The sequence below is a fragment of the Telluria sp. BA11 genome, from assembly GCF_056680305.1.
The window spans coordinates 3554951-3580066 of sequence record NZ_CM155275.1; the positions used below are offsets into that span (position 1 = coordinate 3554951).

General features: G+C 62.9%; 29 protein-coding genes and 1 pseudogene. 20 read left to right on the plus strand and 10 right to left on the minus strand.

The window, feature by feature from the left end:
- Positions 1 to 2: 2 nt before the first annotated feature.
- Positions 3 to 1157, minus strand: a complete 1155-nt coding sequence (locus tag AC1MGT_RS15675; RefSeq protein WP_499500931.1) for an epoxide hydrolase family protein — start codon at positions 1155 to 1157, stop codon at positions 3 to 5.
- Between the two features lie 60 nt (positions 1158 to 1217).
- Positions 1218 to 1649, minus strand: coding sequence for a pyridoxamine 5'-phosphate oxidase family protein (locus AC1MGT_RS15680; protein WP_499500933.1), 432 nt, complete (start codon positions 1647 to 1649; stop codon positions 1218 to 1220).
- A gap of 111 nt (positions 1650 to 1760) precedes the next feature.
- Here AC1MGT_RS15680 and AC1MGT_RS15685 point away from each other — a divergent pair, with 111 nt between their 5' ends.
- Positions 1761 to 2432, plus strand: a complete 672-nt coding sequence (locus AC1MGT_RS15685; RefSeq protein ID WP_499500935.1) for a TetR/AcrR family transcriptional regulator — start codon at positions 1761 to 1763, stop codon at positions 2430 to 2432.
- A 390-nt stretch (positions 2433 to 2822) separates the two neighbouring features.
- On the opposite strand, the pseudogene AC1MGT_RS15690 reads toward AC1MGT_RS15685, so the two are convergent.
- From AC1MGT_RS15690 to AC1MGT_RS15700, 3 genes and pseudogenes are all read right to left on the minus strand, one after another.
- Positions 2823 to 2957 (minus strand): annotated as a pseudogene (locus AC1MGT_RS15690) (tRNA (cytidine(34)-2'-O)-methyltransferase); the annotation flags it as partial.
- 263 nt (positions 2958 to 3220) lie between these two features.
- Positions 3221 to 3691: a tRNA (uridine(34)/cytosine(34)/5-carboxymethylaminomethyluridine(34)-2'-O)-methyltransferase TrmL gene (gene trmL, locus AC1MGT_RS15695; RefSeq protein ID WP_499500937.1), complete on the minus strand. Its 471-nt coding sequence runs from the start codon at positions 3689 to 3691 to the stop codon at positions 3221 to 3223.
- 24 nt (positions 3692 to 3715) lie between these two features.
- A complete protein-coding gene (locus tag AC1MGT_RS15700) occupies positions 3716 to 4447 on the minus strand; it encodes a ComF family protein (RefSeq protein WP_499500938.1) in 732 nt (243 codons plus the stop codon).
- A 60-nt stretch (positions 4448 to 4507) separates the two neighbouring features.
- On the opposite strand from AC1MGT_RS15700, the gene AC1MGT_RS15705 reads away from it, so the two are divergent.
- The 7 genes from AC1MGT_RS15705 (at position 4508) to AC1MGT_RS15735 (ending at position 10432) form a co-directional block, all read left to right on the plus strand.
- A complete protein-coding gene (locus tag AC1MGT_RS15705) occupies positions 4508 to 5422 on the plus strand; it encodes a methyltransferase domain-containing protein (RefSeq protein WP_183557008.1) in 915 nt (304 codons plus the stop codon).
- Between the two features lie 298 nt (positions 5423 to 5720).
- A complete protein-coding gene (gene coxB / locus AC1MGT_RS15710) occupies positions 5721 to 6914 on the plus strand; it encodes a cytochrome c oxidase subunit II (protein WP_499500940.1) in 1194 nt (397 codons plus the stop codon).
- A 39-nt stretch (positions 6915 to 6953) separates the two neighbouring features.
- Complete coding sequence (ctaD, locus tag AC1MGT_RS15715; RefSeq protein ID WP_499500942.1) at positions 6954 to 8579, plus strand: cytochrome c oxidase subunit I; 1626 nt, start codon at positions 6954 to 6956, stop codon at positions 8577 to 8579.
- A 10-nt stretch (positions 8580 to 8589) separates the two neighbouring features.
- Positions 8590 to 8697, plus strand: coding sequence for a cytochrome oxidase small assembly protein (locus AC1MGT_RS15720; RefSeq protein WP_332533005.1), 108 nt, complete (start codon positions 8590 to 8592; stop codon positions 8695 to 8697).
- Position 8698: 1 nt separating this feature from the next.
- Complete coding sequence (locus AC1MGT_RS15725) at positions 8699 to 9280, plus strand: cytochrome c oxidase assembly protein (RefSeq protein WP_499500943.1); 582 nt, start codon at positions 8699 to 8701, stop codon at positions 9278 to 9280.
- Positions 9267 to 9476, plus strand: a complete 210-nt coding sequence (locus AC1MGT_RS15730; RefSeq protein WP_499500944.1) for a DUF2970 domain-containing protein — start codon at positions 9267 to 9269, stop codon at positions 9474 to 9476. The genes AC1MGT_RS15725 and AC1MGT_RS15730 overlap by 14 nt, the downstream gene beginning before the upstream one ends.
- An 80-nt stretch (positions 9477 to 9556) precedes the next feature.
- Positions 9557 to 10432, plus strand: coding sequence for a cytochrome c oxidase subunit 3 (locus AC1MGT_RS15735; RefSeq protein WP_332533008.1), 876 nt, complete (start codon positions 9557 to 9559; stop codon positions 10430 to 10432).
- A 15-nt stretch (positions 10433 to 10447) separates the two neighbouring features.
- Here AC1MGT_RS15735 and AC1MGT_RS15740 read toward each other — a convergent pair whose 3' ends face one another.
- Positions 10448 to 10648, minus strand: a complete 201-nt coding sequence (locus tag AC1MGT_RS15740; RefSeq protein ID WP_183557020.1) for a twin transmembrane helix small protein — start codon at positions 10646 to 10648, stop codon at positions 10448 to 10450.
- Between the two features lie 33 nt (positions 10649 to 10681).
- On the opposite strand from AC1MGT_RS15740, the gene AC1MGT_RS15745 reads away from it, so the two are divergent.
- The 8 genes from AC1MGT_RS15745 to AC1MGT_RS15780 all read left to right on the plus strand — a co-directional run bounded on the left by AC1MGT_RS15745 (position 10682) and on the right by AC1MGT_RS15780 (position 17519).
- The gene (locus tag AC1MGT_RS15745) at positions 10682 to 11407 is read left to right on the plus strand and encodes an SURF1 family protein (protein ID WP_499500946.1); all 726 of its coding nucleotides are present in this window, start codon (positions 10682 to 10684) and stop codon (positions 11405 to 11407) included.
- Positions 11385 to 11993 carry an SCO family protein gene (locus AC1MGT_RS15750; protein ID WP_499500948.1) on the plus strand — a complete coding sequence of 203 codons (609 nt, stop codon included), beginning with the start codon at positions 11385 to 11387 and terminating at the stop codon, positions 11991 to 11993. Before AC1MGT_RS15745 ends, AC1MGT_RS15750 begins: the two co-directional genes overlap by 23 nt.
- A gap of 24 nt (positions 11994 to 12017) precedes the next feature.
- Entirely contained in the window at positions 12018 to 13175 is a 1158-nt protein-coding gene (locus AC1MGT_RS15755; RefSeq protein WP_499500949.1) for a COX15/CtaA family protein, read from the plus strand.
- Positions 13175 to 14068, plus strand: a complete 894-nt coding sequence (gene cyoE, locus AC1MGT_RS15760; RefSeq protein WP_332533012.1) for a heme o synthase — start codon at positions 13175 to 13177, stop codon at positions 14066 to 14068. Before AC1MGT_RS15755 ends, cyoE begins: the two co-directional genes overlap by 1 nt.
- Before the next feature lie 13 nt (positions 14069 to 14081).
- On the plus strand, positions 14082 to 14672 hold the full coding sequence (locus AC1MGT_RS15765; RefSeq protein ID WP_332533013.1) for an SCO family protein: 591 nt from the start codon (positions 14082 to 14084) through the stop codon (positions 14670 to 14672).
- A gap of 29 nt (positions 14673 to 14701) precedes the next feature.
- Complete coding sequence (locus AC1MGT_RS15770; protein ID WP_499453377.1) at positions 14702 to 15781, plus strand: AI-2E family transporter; 1080 nt, start codon at positions 14702 to 14704, stop codon at positions 15779 to 15781.
- A gap of 152 nt (positions 15782 to 15933) precedes the next feature.
- Positions 15934 to 16695: a meso-2,3-butanediol dehydrogenase gene (gene budC, locus AC1MGT_RS15775; RefSeq protein WP_499500950.1), complete on the plus strand. Its 762-nt coding sequence runs from the start codon at positions 15934 to 15936 to the stop codon at positions 16693 to 16695.
- A 146-nt stretch (positions 16696 to 16841) separates the two neighbouring features.
- Positions 16842 to 17519, plus strand: coding sequence for a PEP-CTERM sorting domain-containing protein (locus tag AC1MGT_RS15780; RefSeq protein WP_499500952.1), 678 nt, complete (start codon positions 16842 to 16844; stop codon positions 17517 to 17519).
- Positions 17520 to 17618: 99 nt separating this feature from the next.
- Here AC1MGT_RS15780 and AC1MGT_RS15785 read toward each other — a convergent pair whose 3' ends face one another.
- The gene (locus AC1MGT_RS15785) at positions 17619 to 17795 is read right to left on the minus strand and encodes a hypothetical protein (RefSeq protein ID WP_499500953.1); all 177 of its coding nucleotides are present in this window, start codon (positions 17793 to 17795) and stop codon (positions 17619 to 17621) included.
- Positions 17796 to 17948: 153 nt separating this feature from the next.
- Positions 17949 to 19049, minus strand: a complete 1101-nt coding sequence (locus AC1MGT_RS15790) for an NADH:flavin oxidoreductase/NADH oxidase (protein WP_499500954.1) — start codon at positions 19047 to 19049, stop codon at positions 17949 to 17951.
- A 201-nt stretch (positions 19050 to 19250) separates the two neighbouring features.
- On the opposite strand from AC1MGT_RS15790, the gene AC1MGT_RS15795 reads away from it, so the two are divergent.
- Positions 19251 to 19550, plus strand: coding sequence for a putative quinol monooxygenase (locus tag AC1MGT_RS15795; RefSeq protein WP_332533019.1), 300 nt, complete (start codon positions 19251 to 19253; stop codon positions 19548 to 19550).
- A 36-nt stretch (positions 19551 to 19586) separates the two neighbouring features.
- Here the strand turns inward: AC1MGT_RS15795 and AC1MGT_RS15800 are convergent, their stop codons facing one another.
- Positions 19587 to 19892, minus strand: coding sequence for a glutaredoxin domain-containing protein (locus AC1MGT_RS15800; RefSeq protein ID WP_499500955.1), 306 nt, complete (start codon positions 19890 to 19892; stop codon positions 19587 to 19589).
- 196 nt (positions 19893 to 20088) lie between these two features.
- Here AC1MGT_RS15800 and AC1MGT_RS15805 point away from each other — a divergent pair, with 196 nt between their 5' ends.
- Positions 20089 to 20655: a DUF3617 domain-containing protein gene (locus AC1MGT_RS15805; protein ID WP_499500957.1), complete on the plus strand. Its 567-nt coding sequence runs from the start codon at positions 20089 to 20091 to the stop codon at positions 20653 to 20655.
- A gap of 13 nt (positions 20656 to 20668) precedes the next feature.
- Here AC1MGT_RS15805 and AC1MGT_RS15810 read toward each other — a convergent pair whose 3' ends face one another.
- On the minus strand, positions 20669 to 21949 hold the full coding sequence (locus AC1MGT_RS15810; RefSeq protein ID WP_499500958.1) for an Nramp family divalent metal transporter: 1281 nt from the start codon (positions 21947 to 21949) through the stop codon (positions 20669 to 20671).
- Between the two features lie 257 nt (positions 21950 to 22206).
- Here AC1MGT_RS15810 and AC1MGT_RS15815 point away from each other — a divergent pair, with 257 nt between their 5' ends.
- Together AC1MGT_RS15815 and AC1MGT_RS15820 are read left to right on the plus strand one after the other, a co-directional pair.
- Positions 22207 to 23235, plus strand: coding sequence for a glycerophosphodiester phosphodiesterase family protein (locus tag AC1MGT_RS15815; protein ID WP_499500960.1), 1029 nt, complete (start codon positions 22207 to 22209; stop codon positions 23233 to 23235).
- Positions 23236 to 23387: 152 nt separating this feature from the next.
- Positions 23388 to 25070, plus strand: a complete 1683-nt coding sequence (locus AC1MGT_RS15820; RefSeq protein WP_499500962.1) for an alkaline phosphatase D family protein — start codon at positions 23388 to 23390, stop codon at positions 25068 to 25070.
- Positions 25071 to 25116 lie beyond the last annotated feature (46 nt).

Sequence of the window (25116 nt, forward strand, 5' to 3'; positions counted from 1 at the left end):
ACTCAGAGCATCGTGCGGAACGTCGCGCGCAGATGCTCGACGAGAGCAGCCGGGTTTTCCATTGCCGCAAAATGGCCGCCGCGCTCGGCTTCGCCAAAGAAGCGCAGATCGGCAAAGCGCGCTGCGGCCCAGCGCTCCGACAGCCGCATTTGCTCGCCTGGAAACATGCTGATGCCGGCGGGCAGGGGCAGCGGGGCGGTGGGCATGCCGCGCGCCATCTCGCGCGCGGCTTCCCAGTAAAAGCGTGCCGAGCTTGGCCCGGTATTGGTCAGCCAGTACATCATCACGTCGTCGATCAGGCGGTCCGGCGCCATCGTGCGCTCCGGCTGGCCGTCGGTATCGGACACGTCCTGGAACAGCGCGTACAGCCAGCTGGCCAGGCCCACCGGCGAGTCCGCCAGCGCGAACCCGACCGATTGCGGGCGCGTGCACTGCAGCTTCATGTAGGCCGAATATTCCTTTTCGTAGCGCGCGGCATCGTCGAGCATGCGCTGCTCTTCTGGCGTTGCGTCGGCGATTTCCTGCTCGGTTGGATGGAACATCACCATATTCAGGTGGATGCCCGCCAGGCCCGGCACGCGCATGTGCGCCAGGGCGCTCGTGACGGCCGCGCCCCAGTCGCCGCCTTGCGCCATCCAGCGCTCGCCGTAGCCCAGGCGGCGCATCAGTTCCGCAAACGCCTGCGCCGTGCGGCCCACGCCCCAGCCCGGTTCGGTTGGCTTGTCGGAAAAACCGAAGCCGGGCAAGGCTGGAATCACCAGATGGAATGCATCCGACGCCAGGCCGCCATGCGCCTGCGGCTGCGTCAGCGGACCGATCAGCTCACGAAATTCGAGCACGGAGCCTGGCCAGCCATGCGTCAGCAGCAGCGGCGTTGCGTTCGGTTCCGGTGAGCGGATATGCAGGAAGTGAATGCCCAGTCCATCGATGACGGTACGGCTGCTGCCCCATTCGTTGAGTGCGGCTTCCGTGCTGCGCCAGTCGTAGCCGTTCTGCCACCGTTCCACCAGTGCGCGGATGCGGGCCAGTTGCGGGCCCTGCGAAGTGTCGTTCACGGTTTCGGCATCGGGCCAGCGCGTGCGCGCCAGACGGTCGGCGAGGTCGGTCAGGTCGGCTTCCGGGATATGGATGGGAAATGCGTCGATTGCAGTGTGCATGGCGGGCCTGTCGAGTCGTTGATGGGGCAGGGGCCGGCGCGACCCGTGCGTGTTCGGGTTTTACAGAACGATCTCGCCCTGGTCGGCGCCATTCCAATAGTGGATTCGGGCGGCGCGAACGCGTATCATGACCAATCCTGGCGTGTCGATGCCTTGCTCGAACCAGTGATCGAGCCCTGCCGTCCAGTGCGCTGCGAACATGGCCTTGTCGCGGATCAGTTCTGCATTGCCTTGCACCGCGATGAATAGCGGTGGCTGTCCGTGGGGGCCGGGAGCACCAGTGAAGGTCAGGCCGACCGCTGCGTCGCCCTCGATGTCCGCCACGGTACGGGCCTGGTCGTAGGTGAAAAAGTAGCTGTCCCCGTCATAATCCACCTCGCCGTTGTTGCTCATGGGCCGACTGGCGAAGGCGCCGCCTTCGGTGCGGGTCGAGAGCATGCCAAAATCAATTGCCCTCATATTGTCAGATAGAAATTTCAAACGCATGTCCATCGCTTCACCTTTGATTGAGAGTCCAGAAACTGAACTATACCATTCAGTTCAGTTTATTATGATGACTATTTTGCCATGCGCCTGACATCAAACCTGCCGGAGTCGGACCAAATGCCCACCGCGCGCAAGCGGGGTGGCCGGCCGTCTGCCGAGCATGCCGGTGAAGTGGACCGCCGCATCCTCGACGCAGCGACAACGCTGTTCCTGCGCGCGGGTTTCGATGCGACGAGCTGCGACCAGGTCGTCGCCATGGCGGGCGCTGGCAAGGCGACCCTGTATGCGCGCTACGCCAACAAGGACGCGTTGTTCAGCGCAGTCGTGCACCGTGCCCTCGAGCGCGCAGCGCCGCCTGCGCCTGACTTGCCGCCTGCCATGCCAGTGCGGGATCGCCTGCACGCAGTTGGGCTGCATCTTCTGCAGCAAGCGCTCACGGAAGAATCAGTGGCGTTGCTGCGGGTAAGTTTGACAACGGCGCCCCGGCTGCCCGAATTGTCGCGACTGGTGGATCAGGCGAGGCGCGACAGCGGCGTGGCGAGTATCGTGGACGCGCTGGTCGGACCAGTGCCAGCGCCTGATCAGACCGCATCGGCCACGACCATCGCGCAGCGCTTCATCGACCTGGTGATCGTGCCGCAGCAGATGCGCGCCCTGATTGGCGACGACCGCGCAGCACTCGAGGCCGCCGCACCGCGCCGGGTCGATGAAGCCATCGACTTGCTCAACCGCGCTGGCCTGCTCGATGCCTTCGAGCGAGTAGCGCTGGTGTATGGCACAGAGGCATAGATAACAAGCCGGCTCAAGCCGGGGTCACAAGCCGGGGTCACAAGCCGGGGTCAGGTCTGACATTCGGACACAAGCTCTACTGTAATCTGCCTACTTGTTATCGGTATGGCTTCGGTTTCGGGAAAGCCGGGGTCAGGTCTGACATTCGGACACAAGCACTACTGTGATCCGGGACTGCATCCCTCCTAGCATTCGATGCCGTGTCTGAAGGATAGCAAGCCAGGGTCAGGTCTGACATTCGGACACAAGCTCTACTGTGATCCAGCGACCGTACCCCTCCCAGCAGTCGAGGCCGTGTCCGAATGTCAGACCTGACCCCGGCTTTTGACGCGAATGTCAGACCTGACCCCGGCTTTTGACGCCACGGCTGTTCGAGGTAGTAGCGTCGGCTCAGGCGCCGCCGGCGTAGCCGTTCTGGCGCCAGGCTTCGTAGACGACGACTGCTACCGTATTCGACAGGTTCAGACTGCGGTTGTCGGGCCGCATCGGCAGGCGGATGCGTTGGGCGGGTGGGAAGGTGTTGCGAGCAAGCCAGGGTCAGGTCTGACATTCGGACACAAGCTCTACTGTGATCCAGCGACCGTACCCCTCCCAGCAGTCGAGGCCGTGTCCGAATGTCAGACCTGACCCCGGCTTTTGACGCAAGCTCCACTGTGATCCAGCGACCGTACCCCTCCCAGCAGCCGAGGCCGTGTCCGAATGTCAGACCTGACCCCGGCTTTTGGACCTGACCCCGGCTTTTGTGACTCCGGCTTTGACACGGCGGCTGTTCGAGCAGTAGCGTCGGCTCAGGCGCCGCCGGCGTAGCCGTTCTGGCGCCAGGCTTCGTAGACGACGACTGCTACCGTATTCGACAGGTTCAGGCTGCGGTTGTCGGGCCGCATCGGCAGGCGGATGCGTTGGGCGGGTGGGAAGGTTTCGCGCAGGGTGGGGGGCAGGCCGCGCGATTCCGGGCCGAATACGAACACGTCGCCCGGCTGGAAATGGGCCTCGGCGAAGGGCGCCGAGCCGTGCGTGGTCAGTGCGAACATGCGGGCCGGATCGGGCTGGGCATCAAGCAGGAAAGCATCCCAGTCCTTGTGCACTTTCATCGTCGCGTAGTCGTGGTAATCAAGGCCGGCGCGGCGCATCTTGGCGTCGTCCAGTGGAAAGCCGAGCGGCTCGATCAGGTGCAGTTGCACGCCGGTGTTGGCGCACAGGCGGATCACATTGCCGGTATTCGGCGGGATTTCTGGTTCGACCAGGACGACGTGGAACAACGTGCTTCTCCTTGATGATGAGGCTTATCCATGCGGCGGGGTGCGCGCGAAGACGATGTTCGTCACGCGCGCGGCGCCCGCCTGTTTCAATACGGCGGCAGTTTCTGCCAGCGTGTGGCCGCTCGACATGACATCGTCGACCACGCCCACATGCTGGTCACGTACGTCGAACGTGCTGGCCACGCCAAACGCGCCCCGCACGTTCCTGCGCCGGTCGCCGGGCGCGGCGCCGGATTGCGGCGCTGTCTCGCGCAGCCGGTGCAGCAGTTGCAGGGCGACCGGCACGCCCAGCGCACGGGCCAGCGGGCGCGCGACTTCGAGCGCCTGGTTGTAGCCGCGCTCGATCAGGCGGGCCGGGCCCAGCGGCACTGGGCACAGCACGTCGGGCAACGCCCGTGCATCTGACGTGATGGTCGCATGCAGCACGCGCGCCATCCACGGCGCCAGTGCCAGTTGCGCGCCAAACTTCAGTTGCAGCACCAGGCTGTCGAGCGGCGCGGCGTAGTCGCAGGCCGCCCAGGTCGCGTCGAAGGGCGGCGCCTGCGCCAGGCAGGCGCCGCAATGCCGTGTGCTGTCCAGCGCGCCGGTCGGGTTGGCGCAGCAGGGGCAGCGCGGCGTGGGCGCCACATACGCCTGCTCGCATTCGGCGCACACCGCCGCCCGCGCGTGCCCGCCGCACAGTGCGCAGCACGAGGGCAAGAACGCGTCCAGCAGCGCGTGCACGAGGCGCATCGGCAGCGGGCGAAGGTCCGGCATCGGCTCGGCGTCCCACAAACGGTTAAACTGCCCACATTATCTCATCACGCATCCGATCCCATGGCATCTCCTCAATCCCCGTCCAAGCTGAGCGCGCCCATTGACTTGTCGCGTGTGCGCAACCTGTTCGCGCGGCCCGAACGTATCGCGTCGTCGGATTTCCTGCGCCGCGAAATCGCCGCGCGCATGCACGAGCGCCTGGCCCTGGTGAAGATCATCCCGAAGCAGGTGCTCGACGCCGGCTGCGGCCCCGGGGGCGACCTGGCCCTGCTGCAAAAGACCTACCCATCGGCGCAGATCGTCGGCCTGGATGGTGCCGGCGCCATGGCGCGCGCGGCGAAAAAGCCGGGCGCCTCGGGTTCGCTCAACCAGTTATTGAGCCGGCTGATGCCGGCCAAGGCGGGCGTCGACATCCTGTGCGGTGACTACGGCAACCTGCCGCTCGGTCCGAACTCGGTCGACTTGTTGTGGTCGAACCTGGCGTTGCACTGGCATCCGCTGCCCGACCGCGTGTTTGCCGAATGGCGCCGCGTGCTGCGTGTCGAGGGTTTGCTGATGTTTTCCAGCTTCGGTCCCGACACGTTCACCGAACTGCGCACGGCATTTGCGGCGCTGGATGCGTATCCGCACACGTTGCCATTTGTCGACATGCACGATTTCGGCGATCAGCTGGTCGAGGCGGGCTTTTCGACACCGGTCATGGACATGGAGCGCATCACGGTCACCTACGACACGCCGCAGGCGCTGCTGCGCGACGTGCGCGCGCTGGGCGGCAATCCGCTCGAATCGCGCCGGCGCGGCCTGATCGGCCGCGCTGCCTGGCAGCGTGTGCTCGCTGCGCTCGAGGCGCAGCGCCTCCCTGACGGCAAGCTGGGCCTGACCTTCGAAGTGATCTACGGGCACGCGTTTCGCCCGGCGCCGCGCCAGACGGCAGCTGGTGAATCGATCGTCCGCTTCCAGCCACGCAAACCGTAACCGGGTCGCCGTGCACGGGCAGATTGGCGGGGCCCCCGATATTCCTTGAATAAAAATTAGTGCTTTAGATATAATCAATTGCTATTTTTCACGTCTAGCCGATAGAATCGCTTGAAAAAGCGGCATTGGTAAGCGCGAGACAGCGTCAAAACAGAAACAGAAAAAGAATTGCAGCAGCCGCAGAGATGCCCCGGCACGGCATCGGTGTTCTGCGGCCAGCACGGAGCGGCGTCGTTCGTTCGTGGAATGGCTGACCGTTTAAAAATAATTCTTATTTTTTGGGTGGTTGGGGACATACATGACATATGCAACGCGACTTCGGGCCGTGCTGTACGGCTGTGCCGTACTCGGCGCCGCCGCTGGCTCCGTGCCGGCTTGGGCGCAGCAACTGACGGGCCGGCCTCAGGAGCACCAGCTCAATATGCAGGCCCCGGTCACTGCCGTCGGCGCCGACATCTACGGCTTGCACACCTGGATGATGATCGTCTGCCTGGTGATCTTCGTCGCCGTGTTCGGCGTCATGTTCTACTCGGTCTTCAAGCACCGCAAATCCCTGGGCCACAAGCCGGCCACCTTCCACGAATCCACCGCCGTCGAAATCGCCTGGACGATCGTGCCGTTCCTGATCGTCATCGGCATGGCGCTGCCGGCCACCAAGACCGTCGTCGCGCTGAAAGACACGTCCAATGCCGACCTGACCATCAAGGCCACCGGCATGCAGTGGAAATGGGGCTACGACTACCTGAAAGGCGAGGGCGAGGGCATCTCGTTCCTGTCGAACCTTGCCACGCCACGGTCGCAGATCGGGGAACCCGGCGTCGCCCCCACACAAGCCCGTACCGAAAACTACCTGCTCGAAGTCGATAACGAGATGGTCGTGCCGGTCAACAAGAAGATCCGCATGGTCTTCACGGCCAACGACGTGATCCACGCCTGGACCGTGCCGGCGTTCGCGATCAAGCAGGATGCGATTCCCGGCTTCGTGCGCGACGGCTGGTTCAAGGCCGAGCAAATCGGCGTGTACCGCGGCAACTGCGTCGAGCTGTGCGGCAAGGACCACGCGTTCATGCCGATCGTCGTGCGTGTCGTGTCTGATGCCGACTACACCGCCTGGGTCGCGGGCAAGAAAAAAGAGATGGCAGCGCTGGCCGACGACCCGACCAAGGTCTGGACCATCGACGAACTCAAAACCCGTGGCGAAGCCGTCTACACCGCCAACTGCGTGGCCTGCCACCAGGTCAATGGCAAGGGCATCCCGGCTGCGTTCGCGGCCTTGGATGGTTCGCCGAATGTCCTGGGCAACAAGGCGCACCAGATCGACATCCTGCTGCACGGCCAGAAGAGCGGCAAGTTCCCTACTGCGATGCCGGCCTGGCCGCAATTGTCCGACACCGAGATCGCCGCCGTGATCACCTATACCCGCAATTCCTGGTCGAACAAGGCTGCGGAAAATATTGTCCAGCCGGCCGAAGTCCTGGCCGCCCGCAAATAATGTCCGCCACCAACGCACGTAACGAGCAGGGGTAACGCCATGAGCACCACGACGATCGACCACGCACCAGGTCACGGCAATGAGCACGGCAATGAGCACGGCCACGCACACGACGAACACCACGACCATCCGCACGGCTGGCGTCGCTGGGTATACGCCACCAACCACAAGGACATCGGCAGCCTGTACCTGTGGTTCTCGTTCATCATGCTGCTCTCGGGCGGCGTGCTGGCGCTGATGATCCGGGCCGAGCTGTTCCAGCCGGGCCTGCAGTTCGTGCGCCCCGAGTTCTTCAACCAGCTCACGACCATGCACGGGCTGATCATGGTGTTCGGCGCGATCATGCCGGCCTTCGTCGGCTTCGCCAACTGGATGCTGCCGCTGCAGGTCGGCGCGTCCGACATGGCGTTTGCGCGCATGAACAACTTCTCGTTCTGGCTGCTGCCACCGGCGGCGATCCTGCTGGCCACGTCGTTCCTGGTGCCGGGCGGCGCCACCGCCGCCGGCTGGACGCTGTACGCGCCGCTGTCGACGCAGATGGGCCTGGGCATGGACATGGCGATCTTCGCGATGCACATCATGGGCGCCTCGTCGATCATGGGCTCGATCAACATCATCGTCACCATCCTGAACATGCGCGCGCCCGGCATGACCCTGATGAAGATGCCGATGTTCTGCTGGACCTGGCTGATCACCGCCTACCTGCTCATCGCCGTGATGCCGGTGCTGGCCGGCGCGATCACGATGACGCTGACCGACCGCCACTTCGGCACCTCGTTCTTCAACGCCGCTGGCGGTGGCGACCCGGTGATGTACCAGCACATCTTCTGGTTCTTCGGCCACCCCGAGGTCTACATCATGATTCTGCCGGCGTTCGGCATCGTCTCGCAGATCATTCCGGCATTTGCCCGCAAACCGCTGTTCGGCTACGCGTCGATGGTCTACGCGACGGCCTCGATCGCGATCCTGTCGTTCGTCGTCTGGGCCCACCACATGTTCACGACCGGCATGCCGGTGACGTCGCAGCTGTTCTTCATGTACGCGACGATGCTCATTGCCGTGCCCACCGGCGTGAAGATCTTCAACTGGGTCGCCACGATGTGGAAGGGCTCGATGACGTTCGAGACGCCGATGCTGTTCGCGGTCGGCTTCATTTTCGTGTTCACCATCGGCGGCTTCACGGGCCTGATCCTGGCAGTCACGCCGATCGACATCCAGGTGCACGACACGTATTACGTCGTCGCCCACTTCCACTACGTGCTGGTGGCCGGTTCGCTGTTCGCGCTGTTCGCGGGCTTCTATTACTGGGCGCCGAAGTGGACCGGGCACATGTACCCGGAAGCGCGCGGCAAGATGCACTTCTGGCTCTCACTGATCACGTTCAACATCACGTTCTTCCCGATGCACTTCCTGGGCCTGGCCGGCATGCCGCGCCGCTATGCCGATTACGCGGTGCAGTTCACCGACTTCAACATGATTGTCTCGATCGGCGCATTCGGCTTCGGCTTCAGCCAGGTCTACTTCCTGTTTGCGGTCGTGCTGCCGACGATCCGTGGCGGCGCCAAGGCGCCCGCTAAACCATGGGAAGGCGCCGAAGGCCTGGAGTGGACAGTGCCAAGCCCGGCGCCGTTCCACACGTTCGAGACGCCGCCGCTGGTGAAATGAGGGCAATCCGATGACCGCGCCACGCAAACCCAATAACCTGAGAACCGCGCTGTGGCTGGCCGGCCTGGCGCTGTTCTTCTTCATCAGCGTGTTCGTCAAGTTCACGCTGCTGAGCTGAGATGGCCACCGGCGTCAAACTGCTGCGCCTGAACCGCCGCACCTTCGGCAAGCTGGTGGTGGTGGCGGTGGCAATGTTCGGCTTCGGCTATGCGCTCGTGCCGGTGTACCGGCAGATTTGCGAGGTGCTGGGCATCAATGTGCTGACGCAGCAGGATGGGTTTGTCGCGGCGCCGACCAACAGCCAGGTCGACAAGTCGCGCACGATCACGATCGAGCTCGACGGCAATTCGCAGGGGCCATGGCGGTTCCGGCCCACCACGCGCAGCATCGACGTGCATCCGGGCGAACTGGCCACCGTCATGTACGAGGTCGTCAACACGCAGGGCAGGGCAGTCAAGGCGCAGGCGATTCCGAGCTATGCGCCGCAGTCGGCCAGGCCGCACTTCATGAAGGTCGAGTGCTTCTGCTTCCGCGAGCAGACGCTGGCCCCGAACGAAGCGCGCCAGATGCCAGTGGTGTTCTTCATCGACCCCAAGTTGCCGCGCGAAGTGAAGAACATCACGCTGTCGTACACGTTCTTTGAAATTGGCGGGGCGTTCAAGGCCGCTGCCGCGCCGAAAGAAGGCGATGCAAACGGATAAGCCCCATCAGCGCAAGGGGAGTTTTCTGGCCAGCATGAAGGCCGTGCTGTGGTCGTTCTTCGGGGTGCGCAAGCGCGCCGATTACGAGAGCGATGCGGCCAGCCTGAACCCGGTCCACGTGATCGTCGCCGGCCTGATCGGGGTGGCGATCTTCATCGGCCTGATCATGCTGGCGGTGAGTTTCGCGGTGTCATAAGTACGTCATTCCCGCAGAGGCGGGAATCCAAGCAAGCATGCATGACGCAACAATCAACAGCATCGCCCGAGGAGATAAAGATGAGTTCGTCACAACCAGCATCGCCAACGACCGCCGCGCCTTATTACTTCGTTCCCGGCCCCTCGCGCTGGCCGCTGCTGGCCGGCCTGTCGATGCTGGTGACGATGGCCGGCGCATCCGGCTGGGTCAACGGGTTGCCGTTCGCGATGCCCGTGTGCCTGACCGGCATTGTCGCGATGCTGGTCGTGCTGTACTTCTGGTTCGGCGAAGCAATCGGTGAATCCGAATCGGGGCTGTACGGCAAGCGCATCGATTTGTCGTTCCGCTGGTCGATGAGCTGGTTCATTTTCTCGGAAGTGATGTTCTTTGGCGCGTTCTTTGGCGCGCTGTTCTATGCGCGCGTGATTTCGATGCCGTGGCTGGGCGACCTCGATCACCAGATCCTGTGGCCTGATTTTTCGGCGCACTGGGGCAATACCGGGCCGGCCGGCATCGTCGAGGGCTTCCGCACGATGGGGCCGTTCCCGATCCCGACCATCAACACCGCGCTGCTGCTGACGTCGGGCGTGACACTGACCATTTCGCACCACGCCCTGCGCGCCGGGCACCGCGCCAAGACGGCGTTCTGGCTGGCCGCGACCATTTTGCTGGGCGCCGTGTTCATGGGCTTTCAGGTGTATGAATACATGCACGCCTACCAGGACCTGAACCTCAAGCTCACGTCGGGTATCTACGGTTCGACCTTCTTCATGCTGACCGGGTTCCACGGTTTTCACGTGACGATGGGCGCGATCATGCTGTCGGTAATTTTGTACCGCGTGCTGCGCGGGCACTTCACGGCCGAACACCACTTTGGCTTCGAAGGGGCCGCATGGTACTGGCACTTCGTCGATGTGGTGTGGCTGGGCCTGTACGTGGTGGTGTACTGGCTGTAAGCAAACACAACCCGATCAGCGCAATCCGGTCGGCGCAATCCACCCCATCTGGTGCGCCGCCAGCAGGCACAGGAACAGCACGATCGACAAGCCCACCCGCAGCGCCAGCGCATTGACGGTGCGGTTGGTGCGCCCCTTGTCGCGCATCATGAAGAACAGGGCCGACGCCAGGCTGGCCAGGATCAGGACGAAGGCGATGGCAACGAAGATTTTCATGATGGACCCGCGAAAGGTTGAGAATTCATTGTAATGCGCTTCGCCTTCCGATTTCGCCCCGTCGCCCTGATTGCAGCACTGATTGTGGCCCTCATCGGCATCTTGCTCGGCAACTGGCAACAGGACCGGGCCGCCTACAAGACCGACCTGCAGGCGCGCCAGCTGGCGCGCGCCGCCCAGCCGCCATTCACCCTCGGCCCTACCATTGCCGCCTCCCCGGATCTTGAATTTCGCCGCATGCGCGTACACGGCGAATTCGTCGCCGGCTGGCCCGTCCTGCTCGCGAACCGCCCGCGCGGGAGCCAGTCCGGGTTCTATCTCGCAATGCCGTTTAAAATAGCGGGTGCCGACGAGCACGTGCTGGTGCTGCGTGGCTGGTTGCCGCGCCAGGCCGAGTTCGACAAGCTGCCGACATTTGCGACGCCAGCCGGACCGGTCACGCTCGAAGGACGGCTCGTCCTGTCCGCTGGCAAGGTGATGGAACTGGGCGACGGCCCGCCGCTGGCGCCGGGCGCGGCGGTGCAGAACCTGACGCCGCAGGCACTGGCGCAGGCAAGCGGCCTGCGCTTGCTGCCGTTTCTCGTGCAGCAGACGCTGCCGGCGACGCCGGCCGACCTGATGGCGCGCGACTGGCCGCTGCCCGAAGCAGGGATCGACAAACACCGCGGCTATGCCTTCCAGTGGTATGCACTGGCGGCGCTGGCCCTTCTTTTTTATGTGATGACGGGATTTCGACGTGGCTCAAGAACAACTCGCTGACCCTGACACCGCGCGCCGCCGCGGCCGCCTCAAGCTGCTGCTGGTGCTGCTGATCTGCGCCGCGCCGCTGATCGTGTCGTACATTACCTTCTACATCGTCAAGCCGACCGACCGCACCAATTACGGCACGATCCTCGATGCGCGCACCTTGCCGATCCCGCAGATGGCCACGACCACGCTCGACGGCCAGCCGCGCACGCTCGCCGACCTGAAAGGCAAATGGGTCATGCTGCGTGTGGGCGGGGGCAAGTGCAACGATGAATGCATGCGCCAGCTGTACGCGATGCGCCAGTGGCGCACGATGCAGGGCAAAAACATGGAACGCATGGAACGCGTGTGGCTGATCACCGACAGCGAGCCGCTCGACACCGTCATGATGCGCGAATACGACGGCATGGAATTGCTGCGCGCGCCGGCCGCGACGGTGGCCAAGTGGCTGCCGACCGAAGCGGGCCGCGCCCCGAGCGACCATATCTACCTGATCGACCCGCTGGGCAACCTCATGATGCGCTTCCCGTTCCAGCCGGAACCGGGCCGCGTCTACAAGGACATCGCCAAACTGCTCAAGGCATCGGCCATCGGCTGAACCACGTTACCCGTAAAGAATCACATGGACCTGTCTTCCCTCATACACCTCGGCCTGATGGGCCTGCTCGTGGCCAGCCTGCCGCTGGCAATCGTCTGGATGTCGTCCGACGCCCACAAATACCGCAAGCTGGTCTGGGTGATGGTGTTCCTGACGTTCGACCTGATCGTGTTCGGCGGCTTCACGCGCCTGACCGACTCGGGCCTGGGGTGCCCGGACTGGCCAGGCTGCTACGGCGAAGCCAACCCGTTCCTGGCCCATGAGCAGATCGCCGCGGCCGAAGCGGCGATGCCGACCGGTCCTGTCACGGTGGCCAAGGCCTGGATCGAGATGATCCACCGCTACCTGGCGATGGGCATCGGCGCGCTGATCCTGGCGCTGCTGTTCACGTCGATAAAACAATGGCGCCGCACGCACGACGCCGTGTTCCAGCCGGCCATGCCGATCGCCTTGCTGGCCTCCGTGCTGGTGCAGGGCGCGTTCGGCGCCTGGACCGTCACGCTCAAGCTGCAACCGGTGATCGTCACGATCCACCTGTTGCTGGGCATGACGCTACTGGCGATGCTGGTCTGGATGGGGTGCCGCGAAGACGCGCTGCTCAAGCGGCCGGCGCCGTTGCAGGGGCCTGGAATGATCGCGCGTCTGCGCAGCCTGCGCTGGCTGTCGCTGCTCGCCGCCGTCGTGCTCACCGTGCAGATCGCGCTGGGCGGGTGGGTAAGCACTAACTATGCAACCATGGCCTGCGATACGTTCCCGCTGTGCCAGGGCGCGATCGTGCCGGAACTGGACTTCGAGCACGGCTTCCACTTGTGGCGCGAACTGGGCAAGACGATGGAAGGGCATTATTTGCCGTTCTCGGCGCTGGTGGCGATTCACTGGGTGCACCGCGCCTTTGCGCTGGCCGTCGTGCTGGTGCTGGGTTTGGCGGCGTGGCGCGCCTGGCGTTTGCCGGCGCTGGGCAAGACTGCGCGCCTGCTGGTACTGGTCATGGTGGCGCAGCTGTTCACCGGCATCGCGACCGTGTATTTCAGCTTCCCGCTGGCGATTGCCGTCATGCATAACGCCGGGGCGGCGCTGCTGGTGATCCTGGTGACCATGTTAAACTACCGGGTGAAGTTCCAACTCGACGCGGCCTGCGCTGTCCCAGCGCCCGGACTCGCCGCGTCCGCAAGCACCCATTGATGACAACCCAGACAGCCATTCCCAAGCCCCAAAGCCGTTTCTCGCAGTATTGGACCCTGACCAAGCCGCGCGTAACGAAGCTGGCGGTATTCTGCGCCGTGATCGGGATGTTTCTCGCCACGGACGGCTTCCCGGGCTGGCAAACGCTGATCGCCGGCACGGCCGGTATCTGGCTGCTGGCTGCCGCCGCATTCGCTGTCAATTGCCTGGTCGAGGCGCGCGTCGATGCGCGCATGACGCGCACCGCGCGCCGTGCCACTGCGTCGGGCGAACTGAGCACGACGCAGACGGTGGTCTTTTCATCGATCATCGGCGGCCTGGGGATGCTGGTGCTGTACACGCTCGTCAATCCGCTGACCATGTGGCTGACCTTCGTCACGTTCGTCGGCTACGCCTTCATCTACACGCTGCTGCTCAAGCCGAACACGTCGCAGAACATCGTCATCGGCGGCTTGTCGGGCGCAATGCCGCCAGCGCTGGGCTGGGCAGCGGTAGCCAACGATGTGCCGATGGAAGCGTGGCTGCTGGTCCTGATCATTTTCATGTGGACCCCGCCGCATTTCTGGGTGCTGGCGATGTACCGCCGCGAAGACTACGCGCGCTCGGGTCTGCCGATGCTGCCGATCACGCACGGCATGAAGTTCACCGGCCTGCAGGTGTGGCTGTACACGATCGGCCTGGCCGCCACCACCTTGCTGCCGTTCGCGGTCGGCATGAGCGGCCTGATCTACCTGGCAGCCGCGGTGCCGCTCAACGCGGTCTTCCTGCGCCACTCGTGGCGCGTGCACCGCAACTACAGCGATGCGCAGGCGCGCAAGACGTTCACCTGGTCGATCGTCTACCTGTCGCTGCTGTTCGCGGCGCTGCTGGTCGACCATTATTTCAAGTTCTGATATTGGGTTCAAGATGAAACGACTGCTGACCATCGCGGCGTTCTCGGCCGTGGCGCTGTTTGCCACCGGCTGCGACAAGCTGCGCGACAAAGCCCCGGCCTTCCACAACACGGACGTGACGGGCGTCGACTATGCCAAGGGCTTCACGCTGACCGACCACACCGGCAAGGTGCGCACGCTGGAAGACTTCCGCGGCAAGATCGTCGTGATGTTCTTCGGCTATACCCAGTGCCCGGACGTGTGCCCGACCACGATGGCCGAAATGGCGACCGTGCTCAAAGAAATGGGCCCGTCGGCCGACGAAGTCCAGGTGCTGTTCGTCACGGTCGACCCCGAACGCGACACGCAGGAACTGCTGTCGCACTATGTGCCGGCGTTCGACAAGCGCTTCATCGGCCTGTATGGCGACGCCGCCGCGACCGCGAAAGTGGCCAAGGAATTCAAGGTGTTCTACGCCAAGGCGCCGGGCGCCGACGCGAGCAGCTACACGGTCGACCACACGGCCGGCAGCTTTGTGTTCGACAAACAGGGCCAGCTGCGCCTGTTCGTACGCCACGGCCAGGGGCCGGGCCTGATCGCCCACGACCTGCGTCAACTGCTATGATGCCGTAAATACCACTTCCCTGAGGCAGCATGGAGCAGCAACGACCCGGCAGGAACTACACCCGCATCGCCATGGTCATCCTGCTCACGCTGGGCTGCCTCTATGTGCTGCGGCCGTTTTTGCCGGCGATCCTGTTCGCCGCCGCCGTCGCCATTTCGAGCTGGCCGCTGTACCTGCGGCTGCTCACGCGCCTGAACGGCCAGCGCACGATTGCGGCGCTCACCATGACGCTCTCGCTCACGCTGCTGTTCATCATTCCGCTGTCGATGGTCGCCTATAACCTGGGCGACGACGTCGCGCGCGGCTTCGGCGAACTGCGCCTGCTGATCGAGCACCGCGAACTGGCGCCGCCCACCTGGCTGCGCGACATCCCGCTGGTCGGCCCGTCGGTCGAGACCTATCTGAACAACCTGATCGCCAGCCGTGAGCAGATGCTGGCGCTGGCCCAGCGCATGCTCGAGCCGGCGCGCCACTGGCTCGTCAAGGGCGGCCTGATGCTGGGCACCGGCGTCGTGCAAATGAGCCTGGCCGCTTTCGTGAGCTTCTTCCTGTACCGCGACGGTAATGGCTTGCTGTCGATCATCGAAGTCACGATGCGCAAGGTCATGGGCGAGGGCGCCGAATCGATCCAGGCCACTGTCAGCCAGACCGTGCGCGGCGTGATGTACGGCTTGCTCGGCACCGCGCTGGCGCAGGCGATCGTCGCCGCCATCGGCTTTGCCATCGCCGGCGTGCCGGCCGTGCCGCTGCTGTCGGTGCTGATCTTCCTGACGTCGCTGATTCCGTTTGGCCCACCGCTGGTCTGGGGCGGGGCGGCGCTCTGGCTGTTCGCGCAGGGCGAGACAGGCTGGTCGATCTTCATGACGGTCTGGGGCGCGGTCTTGATCAGCGGCGTCGACAATGTCGTGCGCCCGATGCTGATCAGCCGTGGCAGCAGCCTGCCGTTTTTGCTCACGCTGCTCGGCGTGCTGGGCGGCCTGATCGCATTCGGCTTCATCGGGATGTTCATCGGGCCGGTATTGCTGGCGGTCGGTTACTCCCTGATGAGCGAGTGGACCGGCACCGAAGACCCCATCGTCAAGCACGACGAAGAACGCATCGTCGAATAGCGTTCACTGGAGTTTTCCTGCTGGAACCGTAAGAGGGGTGCACGAATCCCTGTGCTATCGTCGACAGCACATTCTCGTGAACCAACAAGGCTGATGAATGGCCCGCTTGCCGCGCGCAAACGGGCTGATTCTGCCTGCTCGAAAGGAATTCAATGAACCGTTTCAATGATAAAACCGTCCTCGTCACCGGCGCCGCATCCGGCATCGGCCTGTCGGCTGCACGCCGTTTTCTGGATGAGGGCGCCCGTGTCGTCATGCTCGATATCGACGGCGATAAACTCGACAAGGCCGCCGCCAGCCTTCCCCAGGATCGCGTGCTCGTGCAGGTCGGTGACACCGCCGACAAGGCCACCGCGACAGCCGCCGTCAAGGCCACAATCGATCGCTTCGGCGGTCTGCACATCCTGATCAACAATGCCGGCATCGCGACGGACGGCGACATCATGGCCACGAGCGAAGAAGACTTCGCGCGCGTCATGGCTGTCAATGTCACCGGCTACTATCACATGGCCAAGGCCGCAATGCTTGAACTCGTCAAGACCCGCGGTTCGATCGTCATGACGTCGTCGGTCTCGGGACTGGGCGGTGACTGGGAAATGTTTGCCTACAACACGTCGAAAGGCGCGGTCAGCAATATGGTGCGGGCAATGGCGATGGATGCAGCCAAGGATGGGGTGCGCGTGAACGCGGTCAATCCAAGCTTTACCGACACCGGGTTGACCCAGGATATGATCAAAAAGCCCGAACTGGTTGCCAAGTTCAACGAGCGCATGCCGCTGGGCGCGCCGGAAGATCCGGACGGCGTTGCAGCCGCGATGGCGTTCCTGGCGAGCGACGATGCGCGCCTCATTACCGGCGTGAACTTGCCGGTGGATGCCGGGTTGATGGCGTCGAACGGTCAGCCGCCGCAGTAAATGTCGATCAGAAATCCGGCAAGTTCTTGTCGGAATTTCTTACACAACTAGCAATAAAAAATGACGCCCCTTTAAGATTCAAGAGGTTACAGAACAGGCACGCGAATTGCTATGTTCTAATTTCCAGAACAATTAAAGAGGTTACCATGTTTCGACGTTGTATTGCAGCAGCTGTTCTCACGCTTACCGCGGCCGCGCCGGCTGTTGCAAATTCCATCAGTATCTCGTTTGAAGAGTTTGCCCACGGCATGACCATCGGCGATTACCACAATGGTGGCAAGGACAGCCTGGGACGGGCTTCAGGCAATGACTACGGGTTGACCTTCAAGGGCGGCACGATCAGGCACACGACGTTGGGTGCTTATCTGTCCGGTCCCGTTCAATTGACGATCGATGTCGCCAAACTGACAGCCCTGCTCGGCACGGACGATTACTATGTTTCATTCAACGCCGCCCGGCATGACCCTGATGGGGAGTTTACCTATTCTTTCACCGATACTGGTCATCTGGATGCAACGCGAATTGCCGGTAATGGCAATCCGTCCTGCAGTGGAAGAGAGCCATGCAACAACGCCTTTTATGGTGCAATGGCCGGCTATCATATTCACCCTGGTACTGGTGTTGGCAGCCTGTCAAACATCAAGTTCGATATTGACCGGCTTGATAACCTCCAGATTCATGCCTATGACGGTAGCGCCTTTATTGTCCCGGGTCTGATTCCCGGTTCGGCCGAGATCAATCGGGATATCCCGGAGCCTGCCTCCATGGCGTTGCTCGGGATCGGTGCGGTTGCGCTACTGGCGCGCCGCCGTCGTCGTCGTTAAACACTCTCGACCAGCGCACTGTATCAGCGCCGTCGCTGACCAGCGACAGGCGCCTGATGTACGTGCTTCGCCAGGAATCAGATTCTTCGGCGAGCGCGCTTAGCCCCCGCCAATACCCACAATGACGTGGCCGCTGCCGCCGCATTGCGGGCATGCCTTGCCATCCGGGAGTGTGCCCTTGCCGGCGCAGGCATCGCAGATGTCTTCGCCGGTACCTGGCGTGCCGGGTTCGGCATCGTCGCCGGGATTGAGGTCGTGTTCGGGATGAATGCTCATGATGGTCCTCGTTGCTGATCGGTCAACCGATTGTAGTGAGGTTTTCGAGCAGGTGGCGCAAGGCAGGCGCGGCGGGAAATGCGCGCGCCCCAATCGCTTGCCGGACAACGGTTTGGCAGTCAGGGAAACGATCCCTGACTGCCGAAACACGTTTTACTTCTGCATGCTGTAACGCTCGAGCCAGTGCGCATACGGCGCCGGCAACACCCAGGTCGGGCGCTCGATGCCCAGCTCTTTGGCCGCTTCCAGCGGATAGTGCGGATTGGCCAGGTGGGCACGGCCTACCATGACGAGGTCCAGTTGTTCGTCCGCCACGGCGCGTTCTGCCAGGTGCGGACCGTCGAAGCCCCACGCCGATGCAACCGGAATGCCGGCTTCGTCACGCACGCGCTTGGCCACCGGGCCCAGGAAGGCAGGGCCCCAAGGGATATTCACATCCGGGATCGTGAAGTTGACGCTGACACTCAGCATGTCCAGGCCGCGCTGGCGCATCATGCGGATCAGTTCGATCGACTCGTTGACGGTTTGCTCATCGTTGCCATCGTATTCAATGACACCGAGGCGCGCAGTGAGCGGCAGGTTGGCTGGCCAGACTTCGCGCACGGCCTCAAGCGTCTCGAGCAAAAAGCGGCTGCGGCCGGCGAAATCACCGCCGTATTGGTCGGTCCGCTTGTTGGAGTGCGGCGAAAAGAAGCTCTGGCCCAGGTAACCGTGCGCAAAGTGCAGCTCGAGCCATTCGAAGCCGGCAGCCAGTGCGCGACGGGCAGCGTCGACGAAATTGGCCTTGACGCGCGCGATGTCGTCCAGCGTCATTTCCTTCGGCACTTTTGGCAGGTTCTTGCCGAAGGCAATCGCCGATGGTGCGATGGTGTCCCACCCATACGCATCTTCCGACGGGATATGGTCGTCGCCTTCCCACGGACGGTTGGCGCTGGCCTTGCGGCCGGCGTGGCCGATCTGGATGCCGGCGACCGCACCGGCGGCCTTGATACGGGCGGCAATGTGGGCCATGCCCTCGACCTGTGCATCATTCCACAGGCCGGTGCAGCCCGGGGTGATCCGACCTTCGGGCGAGACTGCGGTCGCTTCCACGATCACCAGGCCGGCGCCGCCACGGGCGATGCTGGCGTAATGCGTCTGATGCCAATCGTTGACGAAGCCGTCATTGGCGGTGTACTGGCACATCGGCGGCACCGCGATACGGTTGCGCAAAGTGACGTCTTTGAGGGTGAACGGGGTAAACAAGGCTGCCATGGATTTTTCGTTTTCTTAACATAGGGGTCAAGCCGCGGTCTGCGCCGCGGCGGTCGGCCAGTATAGAAGGAAGGCGCAAAACGTGCTGGCGAGGCCAGCATTTTGCGGTTGGACCGGTCGATTTGTGCCCAGCGCTCGTAGCGGAAGTTCCGCCGGCACCATTGTGATAATCTTGTCGGTCGCTCACTTTCAGGGACCACCATGACCTTGCCCGTCGTTGCTATTTTTGTTGCCAAGCCCGGTTTGGAAGAGAAACTGGAAACACTGTTACGCACCGTTGTCGAGCCGACGCTGCGCGAGGAAGGGTGCATCAGCTACCAGGTGAACCGCGATATTGCCAATCCACGGCGCTTCGTGTTTACCGAGGAGTGGCAGAGCAAGGCCGACCTTGACCGGCATCTTGCGACGCCGCATCTGCGGATGCTGTCGGAGCAAATACCGGCGTTGATCGAATCGAGCGATGTGATCTTGCTGGCGAAGGTTGCCGGCGGTCCGGCGTAAGCCGGAGGGCGCCTGGCGCCTGCCAGGCAGCTGGCTTTACTTGTCGCCTAAAAAAGCGACGAGTTCTTCATGCCCGCCAATGCGCTTGCCGTCAATATAAGTCTGTGGTGTCGTCTCGACACCCTCGGCCTGCATGAACGAATCGACTTCGCTCCGGGTCGTCAACTGATGATCTTCGACTTGATAACCCGCCTGTTGCAACAAGTCGAGTGATGCGACGCCGAATGGACAAGTATGTTCCGGGGTGACCATGCGGTGCAGTGTTGCTTGCTTCGATTCCATTGGAATATAACCTTTCTTGAATAGCTCGGTTGCTTGTGGCAACGCGACGAGCAGTGACATCGGGAGTTCGAGATTAGGCGTGTGGTACCCGCCGCGCCGTGCGTGAACGCACGCACATCCGTAAATCATCGCGCCTGACTCGCCCGGCACTGGCGCCTGATATGGCGTCACTTGCGTCGCACTGATTGCACGACCTCACAATTCATACCCTGCCCGAATCGCATACACTGAAACATCCCACCTATCAGGAGCCAGTATGCGAACGAAACACGCCACACAGATCGTCTTTGCCCTTGCCAGCCTTTGTGCAGGCCAGGCATTCGCGCAGCAACCGACCATCAAACCAGGGCTGTGGCAGATCGATATGACGCTGCCCGACAAGGCGAGTGGCAACCCGCTGGGGGGCTACCTCGAACTGATGAAAAGCCAGATGGCCATGATGACGCCCGAGCAGCGCGCGCAGATCGACAAGATGATGGCCGCCAGCGGCACTGAACTCAATGGCGATGGTTTGCGCACGAGACAGTGCATTACCCGGCAAAACATCAACGACTTCGACTTGTTCGGTAAAAAAGGCGCGGATTCCTGCACCAAGAAGATGACACCAACTGCCGGTGGGATGAATGTGAGCATGACCTGCGACCAGCCACGTATGAAGGTCGACGCCGTCCTGAAGGCCGAGAGTGAGACATCGTATCGGTTTGAATCAGTCACGACCGTACCAGGGCCAGGCGGCGCAGACATCAGCCAGAAATCGAGCGGCACCGGAAAATGGCTGGGAAGCGATTGTGGCAAGACCGCTGCAGCAGCGGTTGGCCGCTAACGGGCACGCCCGTTCAGGCGAGGGCAAACATGCACGCCACAGCGAGCGCCATCACCGACGTGCATAGCCAGCCAAGGACTTTCAAGCGCCGGGAGATGGTCAATGCGCCCATGACGTCGTGCCGCGCCGCCATCAGCAGCATCACGGCCATGATCGGGATCGAGACGACGCCGTTGATGACGGCGCTCCAGTAGAGCGCCTTGATCGGGTCAATGGGTGCGTAGATCAGTGCCACCCCGAGAAGCGTCGCCAGAACGATGATCGCGTAGAAACGGGGTGCCACGGCCGGCTTGTCTTGCAAGCTGTTTTTCCATTCAAAGGTGCCCGCCATCGCATAGGCAGCCGACCCCGCAAGCACGGGAATCGCCAGCAGGCCGGTGCCGATGATGCCAAGACTGAAAAGGGTGAACGCGAATTCGCCGGCAATCGGTCGCAGCGCTTCGGCCGCCTGCGCCGAAGACGAAATATCGGTGATGCCGTGCAGGTGCAACGTCACGGCAAAGTTCAGCATGATGGCGAATGCCACCGCATTTGAAAAACCCATGCCAATATAGGTATCGACCTTGATACGGTCGAGGCTTGCCTTCGCTTCGGCCGGTGCATATTTCAGGGCCCGCGCGTCGGGTATCGCACGCAGGTTTTCGACTTCCTGCGAGGACTGCCAAAAAAACAGGTACGGGCTGATGGTGGTGCCGAATACCGCAACAATCGTCGTCACGTAGGCAGCCTTCCAGGGCAGGTGCGGGAACGTGATCAAGCCAACTGCGACTGTGGCCCATGGCACCCTGACGACAAACACGGTCACGACGTACGCCAGTAGCGCCAGCGTCATCCATTTCAGGATGCGCACATAGCGGGTGTAGGGAATCATCACCTGCAGCACGGCAGACAATGCACCGAAGCCAATCGCATACACATGCGCGGGGCCGCCCGCTACCAGCCGCAGGGCGTCGCCCATTGCCGCGATGTCGGCGGCGATATTGATGATGTTTGCAAGCAGCAAAAGCATGACGATGGAATACAGCAACGTCCTCGAATAGTGCCGCCGGATATTGGTGGCTAATCCATGCCCAGTCACCACGCCAATACGTGCGCTGACGATCTGAATACCGACCATCAGGGGATAGGTAAAGATCACCGTCCACAGCAACCCAAAACCGAATTGCGCACCGGCCTGCGAGTAGGTTGCGATACCGCTCGGATCGTCGTCGGCCGCGCCGGTGATCAGGCCAGGTCCTAATTTGGACAGTAATGTGGTGGGTTTTTCTGCGAACGCCGGCAGGGACTCTTCCATAATTGAAGGCTATTCCATTTACTCATGCATGGTCCAGGACGGACTGGAGGGGATGTTCATCACTCCCCCACGAGTCTAACGTGTTCATTCACCTTGTAGGATATTTCTTACACAGCGCACGCATTCATGCCACTGTCATCATGCCGAATTAGCATCCCCTCGTCAGCCCCGCCGATATGGCGCTGACAACTTCTGATGCGCTCGCCCGTGGTGCGAGGCGCGAAATAACTCATCACACTTGAAGAGGGCTTGCTTTTATGAAAACGTCGCATCTTGGACTGTTGCCGCTCGCGGCCATGCTGTTCGCGCCGGTCGCCACCCATGCCATGCCCGTGTCGACACTCACCGGTGAACGTCCTTTGGTGATTGCCCACCGCGGCGCCAGCGGGTATCTGCCGGAGGAGTCGGTGCAGTCCTATCAGCTCGCCATCCGCATGGGGGCCGACTATATCGAAGGCGATGTGTACCTGACCGCTGACAACAAGGCGGTGATGCTGCATGACGGCACCTTGAACGCCACGACGAACGTCGTCGCGTTCGCCGCCACGCATCCCGAGATCGCCGCCCTGCGTTCCAGCAATGGGACCTACGATGTGCGTAAATTCACGCTGGCGCAGCTCGAGAAGTTGTCCGTGACGTGCCGCAACGCCAATGGCTATTGCACCGACAAGACCTATTTCAACCCGGCCATCTCGTACAGCTTCACGTCGTACGATGCCTTCCTCGACCTGGCCTACAACCATTTTCTGGAAACGGGTGTCGCCATCGGTGTCTTCCCGGAAGCCAAGCAGACCGGCCTGGAGGTAGCGGAAGCCATCCTGGCGGGCCTGACCAATGCGAAGTACAACGGCTACTTCACGACGGCGGGCCGCGCCCTGACGCAGTCCTTCAACGCGGCGCAGGTGGAATACCTGAATACCAATTCGTCCATCCCGGTCAGCTATCTGGGCGTCTGCCCCAACACGGCAGCAGGGGCAGCTGCTGTTGCTGCCATCGCCGACGGGATCGGCCCTTCGGCAGGCCTGCTCAGCGCAGCCTGCGTGAAGGCTGCGCACGATGCGGGAATGACGGTCACGCCGTACACGTTCCTGAACAACCCGGCCAGCTACGAGGCGGCCTACAACCTCGGTGTGGACGGCGTGTTCACGAACTATCCGGACATCGCCGTCACCGTGCGCGACCAGATATTCGGGCCTGCGACGCCGGTGCCCGAGCCGCATTCGCTGGCGCTGCTGGGCCTGGGGCTGGCCGGCATCGTCGGGCTGAAAAAGCGCAAGCAGGCTTGATCACGCACCTGATTTGCACGCCCGGCCGGCTTGTCCGACCGGGCGTTTTTTTTATGGCTGACACTTCATGCCCCGTGCATCGCCCGCGTCATCAGAGCGTCATCGGCGCTGGCTAAGATTTGCCGTCTTTCACTTTTGCCAATCCTCATTCCATGAACCAATCGCATTCGCGTCGCAATTTCATTCGTACCTTCTCCCTCGGCACCGTCGCCGTGTCCACGCTCCCGCTCGCGGCCTGCGGCGGCGACGGCGATGACCGCACCGTCAGCTTCGCGCACGGCGTGGCCAGCGGTGATCCGCTGGCCGACCGCGTCATCCTGTGGACGCGCATCACGGCCACCGGCACAGCCGACATTGATGTCGGCTGGGAGATCTCGGAGACGAGCGATTTTTCGCGTACGGTGGCCTCGGGCAGCCTGCGCACCGGCAGCGCCAGCGACTTCACGGTGAAAGTGGATGCGACCGGCCTGACGGCCAACCGCAGCTATTTCTACCGCTTCGGTTGCTATGGCCAGCTCTCGCCGGTGGGGCGTACCAAGACCCTCCCGACGGGCAGCGTGGCGCGCGTGCGCTTTGCCGTGTTCAGCTGCTCGAACTACCCGGCCGGCTACTTCAACGTGTATGCCGATGCCGCCAGGTTCGACGACATCGATGTCGGCCTGCACCTGGGCGACTACATCTACGAATACGCCGCCGGCGGCTATGCGTCACAGAACGCAGGCACCCTGGGGCGCGTGTCGAAGCCGGCCACCGAGATCATCACGCTGACGGATTACCGGGTTCGCTTCCAGCAATACCGCACCGACCCGGACCTGCAGGCGGTGCATGCGCGCATGCCCTTCATCGCCGTCTGGGATGACCATGAACTGACCAACGATACCTGGAGCGGCGGCGCCGAGAACCACGACCCGGCCACGGAAGGCCTGTGGTCGGCGCGGCGCCAGATGGCGATCCAGGCTTATCACGAGTGGATGCCGATCCGCGTGCCGGACGCAGCGCGCCCGGACAAGATCTACCGCTCGTTCGATTTCGGCAACCTGCTGTCGCTGCACATGCTCGACACCCGTGTGATCGGCCGCGACAAGCAACTGGCGTACGCCAGCTATGTCGGCGCCGACCGCAGCTTCAACAGCGCCGCCTTTACTGCCGATGTGACGAACCCGGCGCGCCAGCTGATGGGCACGGAGCAGACCGCCTGGCTGCGCAACCAGATGAGCAAGTCGACGGCCACCTGGCAGATCCTGGGCCAGCAGGTGCTGATGGCGCGCATGCTGCTGCCAGCGCCAATGGTGCTGGGCACGACGGGCTATGGGGCGTACTTCGCGATTGCCGCCAAGGTCAAGGCCGGTGTGGCGCTGAGCGCCGCCGAACAGCAGCAACTGGCGGCCACGCCGGTGCCGTACAACCTCGATGCCTGGGATGGTTACCATGCCGCGCGCGAGACGGTGCTCAACATGGCGCAGACGCTGAACAAGAACATGGTGGTGCTGGCAGGCGACACGCACAATGCCTGGGCCAGCGACCTGGCCGACCAGCAGGGGCGGGCAGTGGGCGTTGAATTCGGCGTGCCGGCCGTGACCTCGCCCGGTTTCGAAAGCTATTTCCCGACTGTCGCGCCGGCCACCGTGGCAGGCGGCATGGAGCAGCTGATCGGGCCGCTGCAATACGCCGAGACGGCCTTGCGCGGCTTCGTCGTGCTGACGGTCACGCCGACCGAAACACGGGCCGAGTACCGCTACGTCGATACGGTCACGTCGAAGACCTACAAGGCAGTGGTCGGCAAGACGCTGCGCATGTTGCCGGGCGTGGCGAACCGCAAGATCGTGGCTGCCTGACGGGGGCAGGGGGGCGAGGCCCCTGGCCTCGCTCCGCTTCGTACCA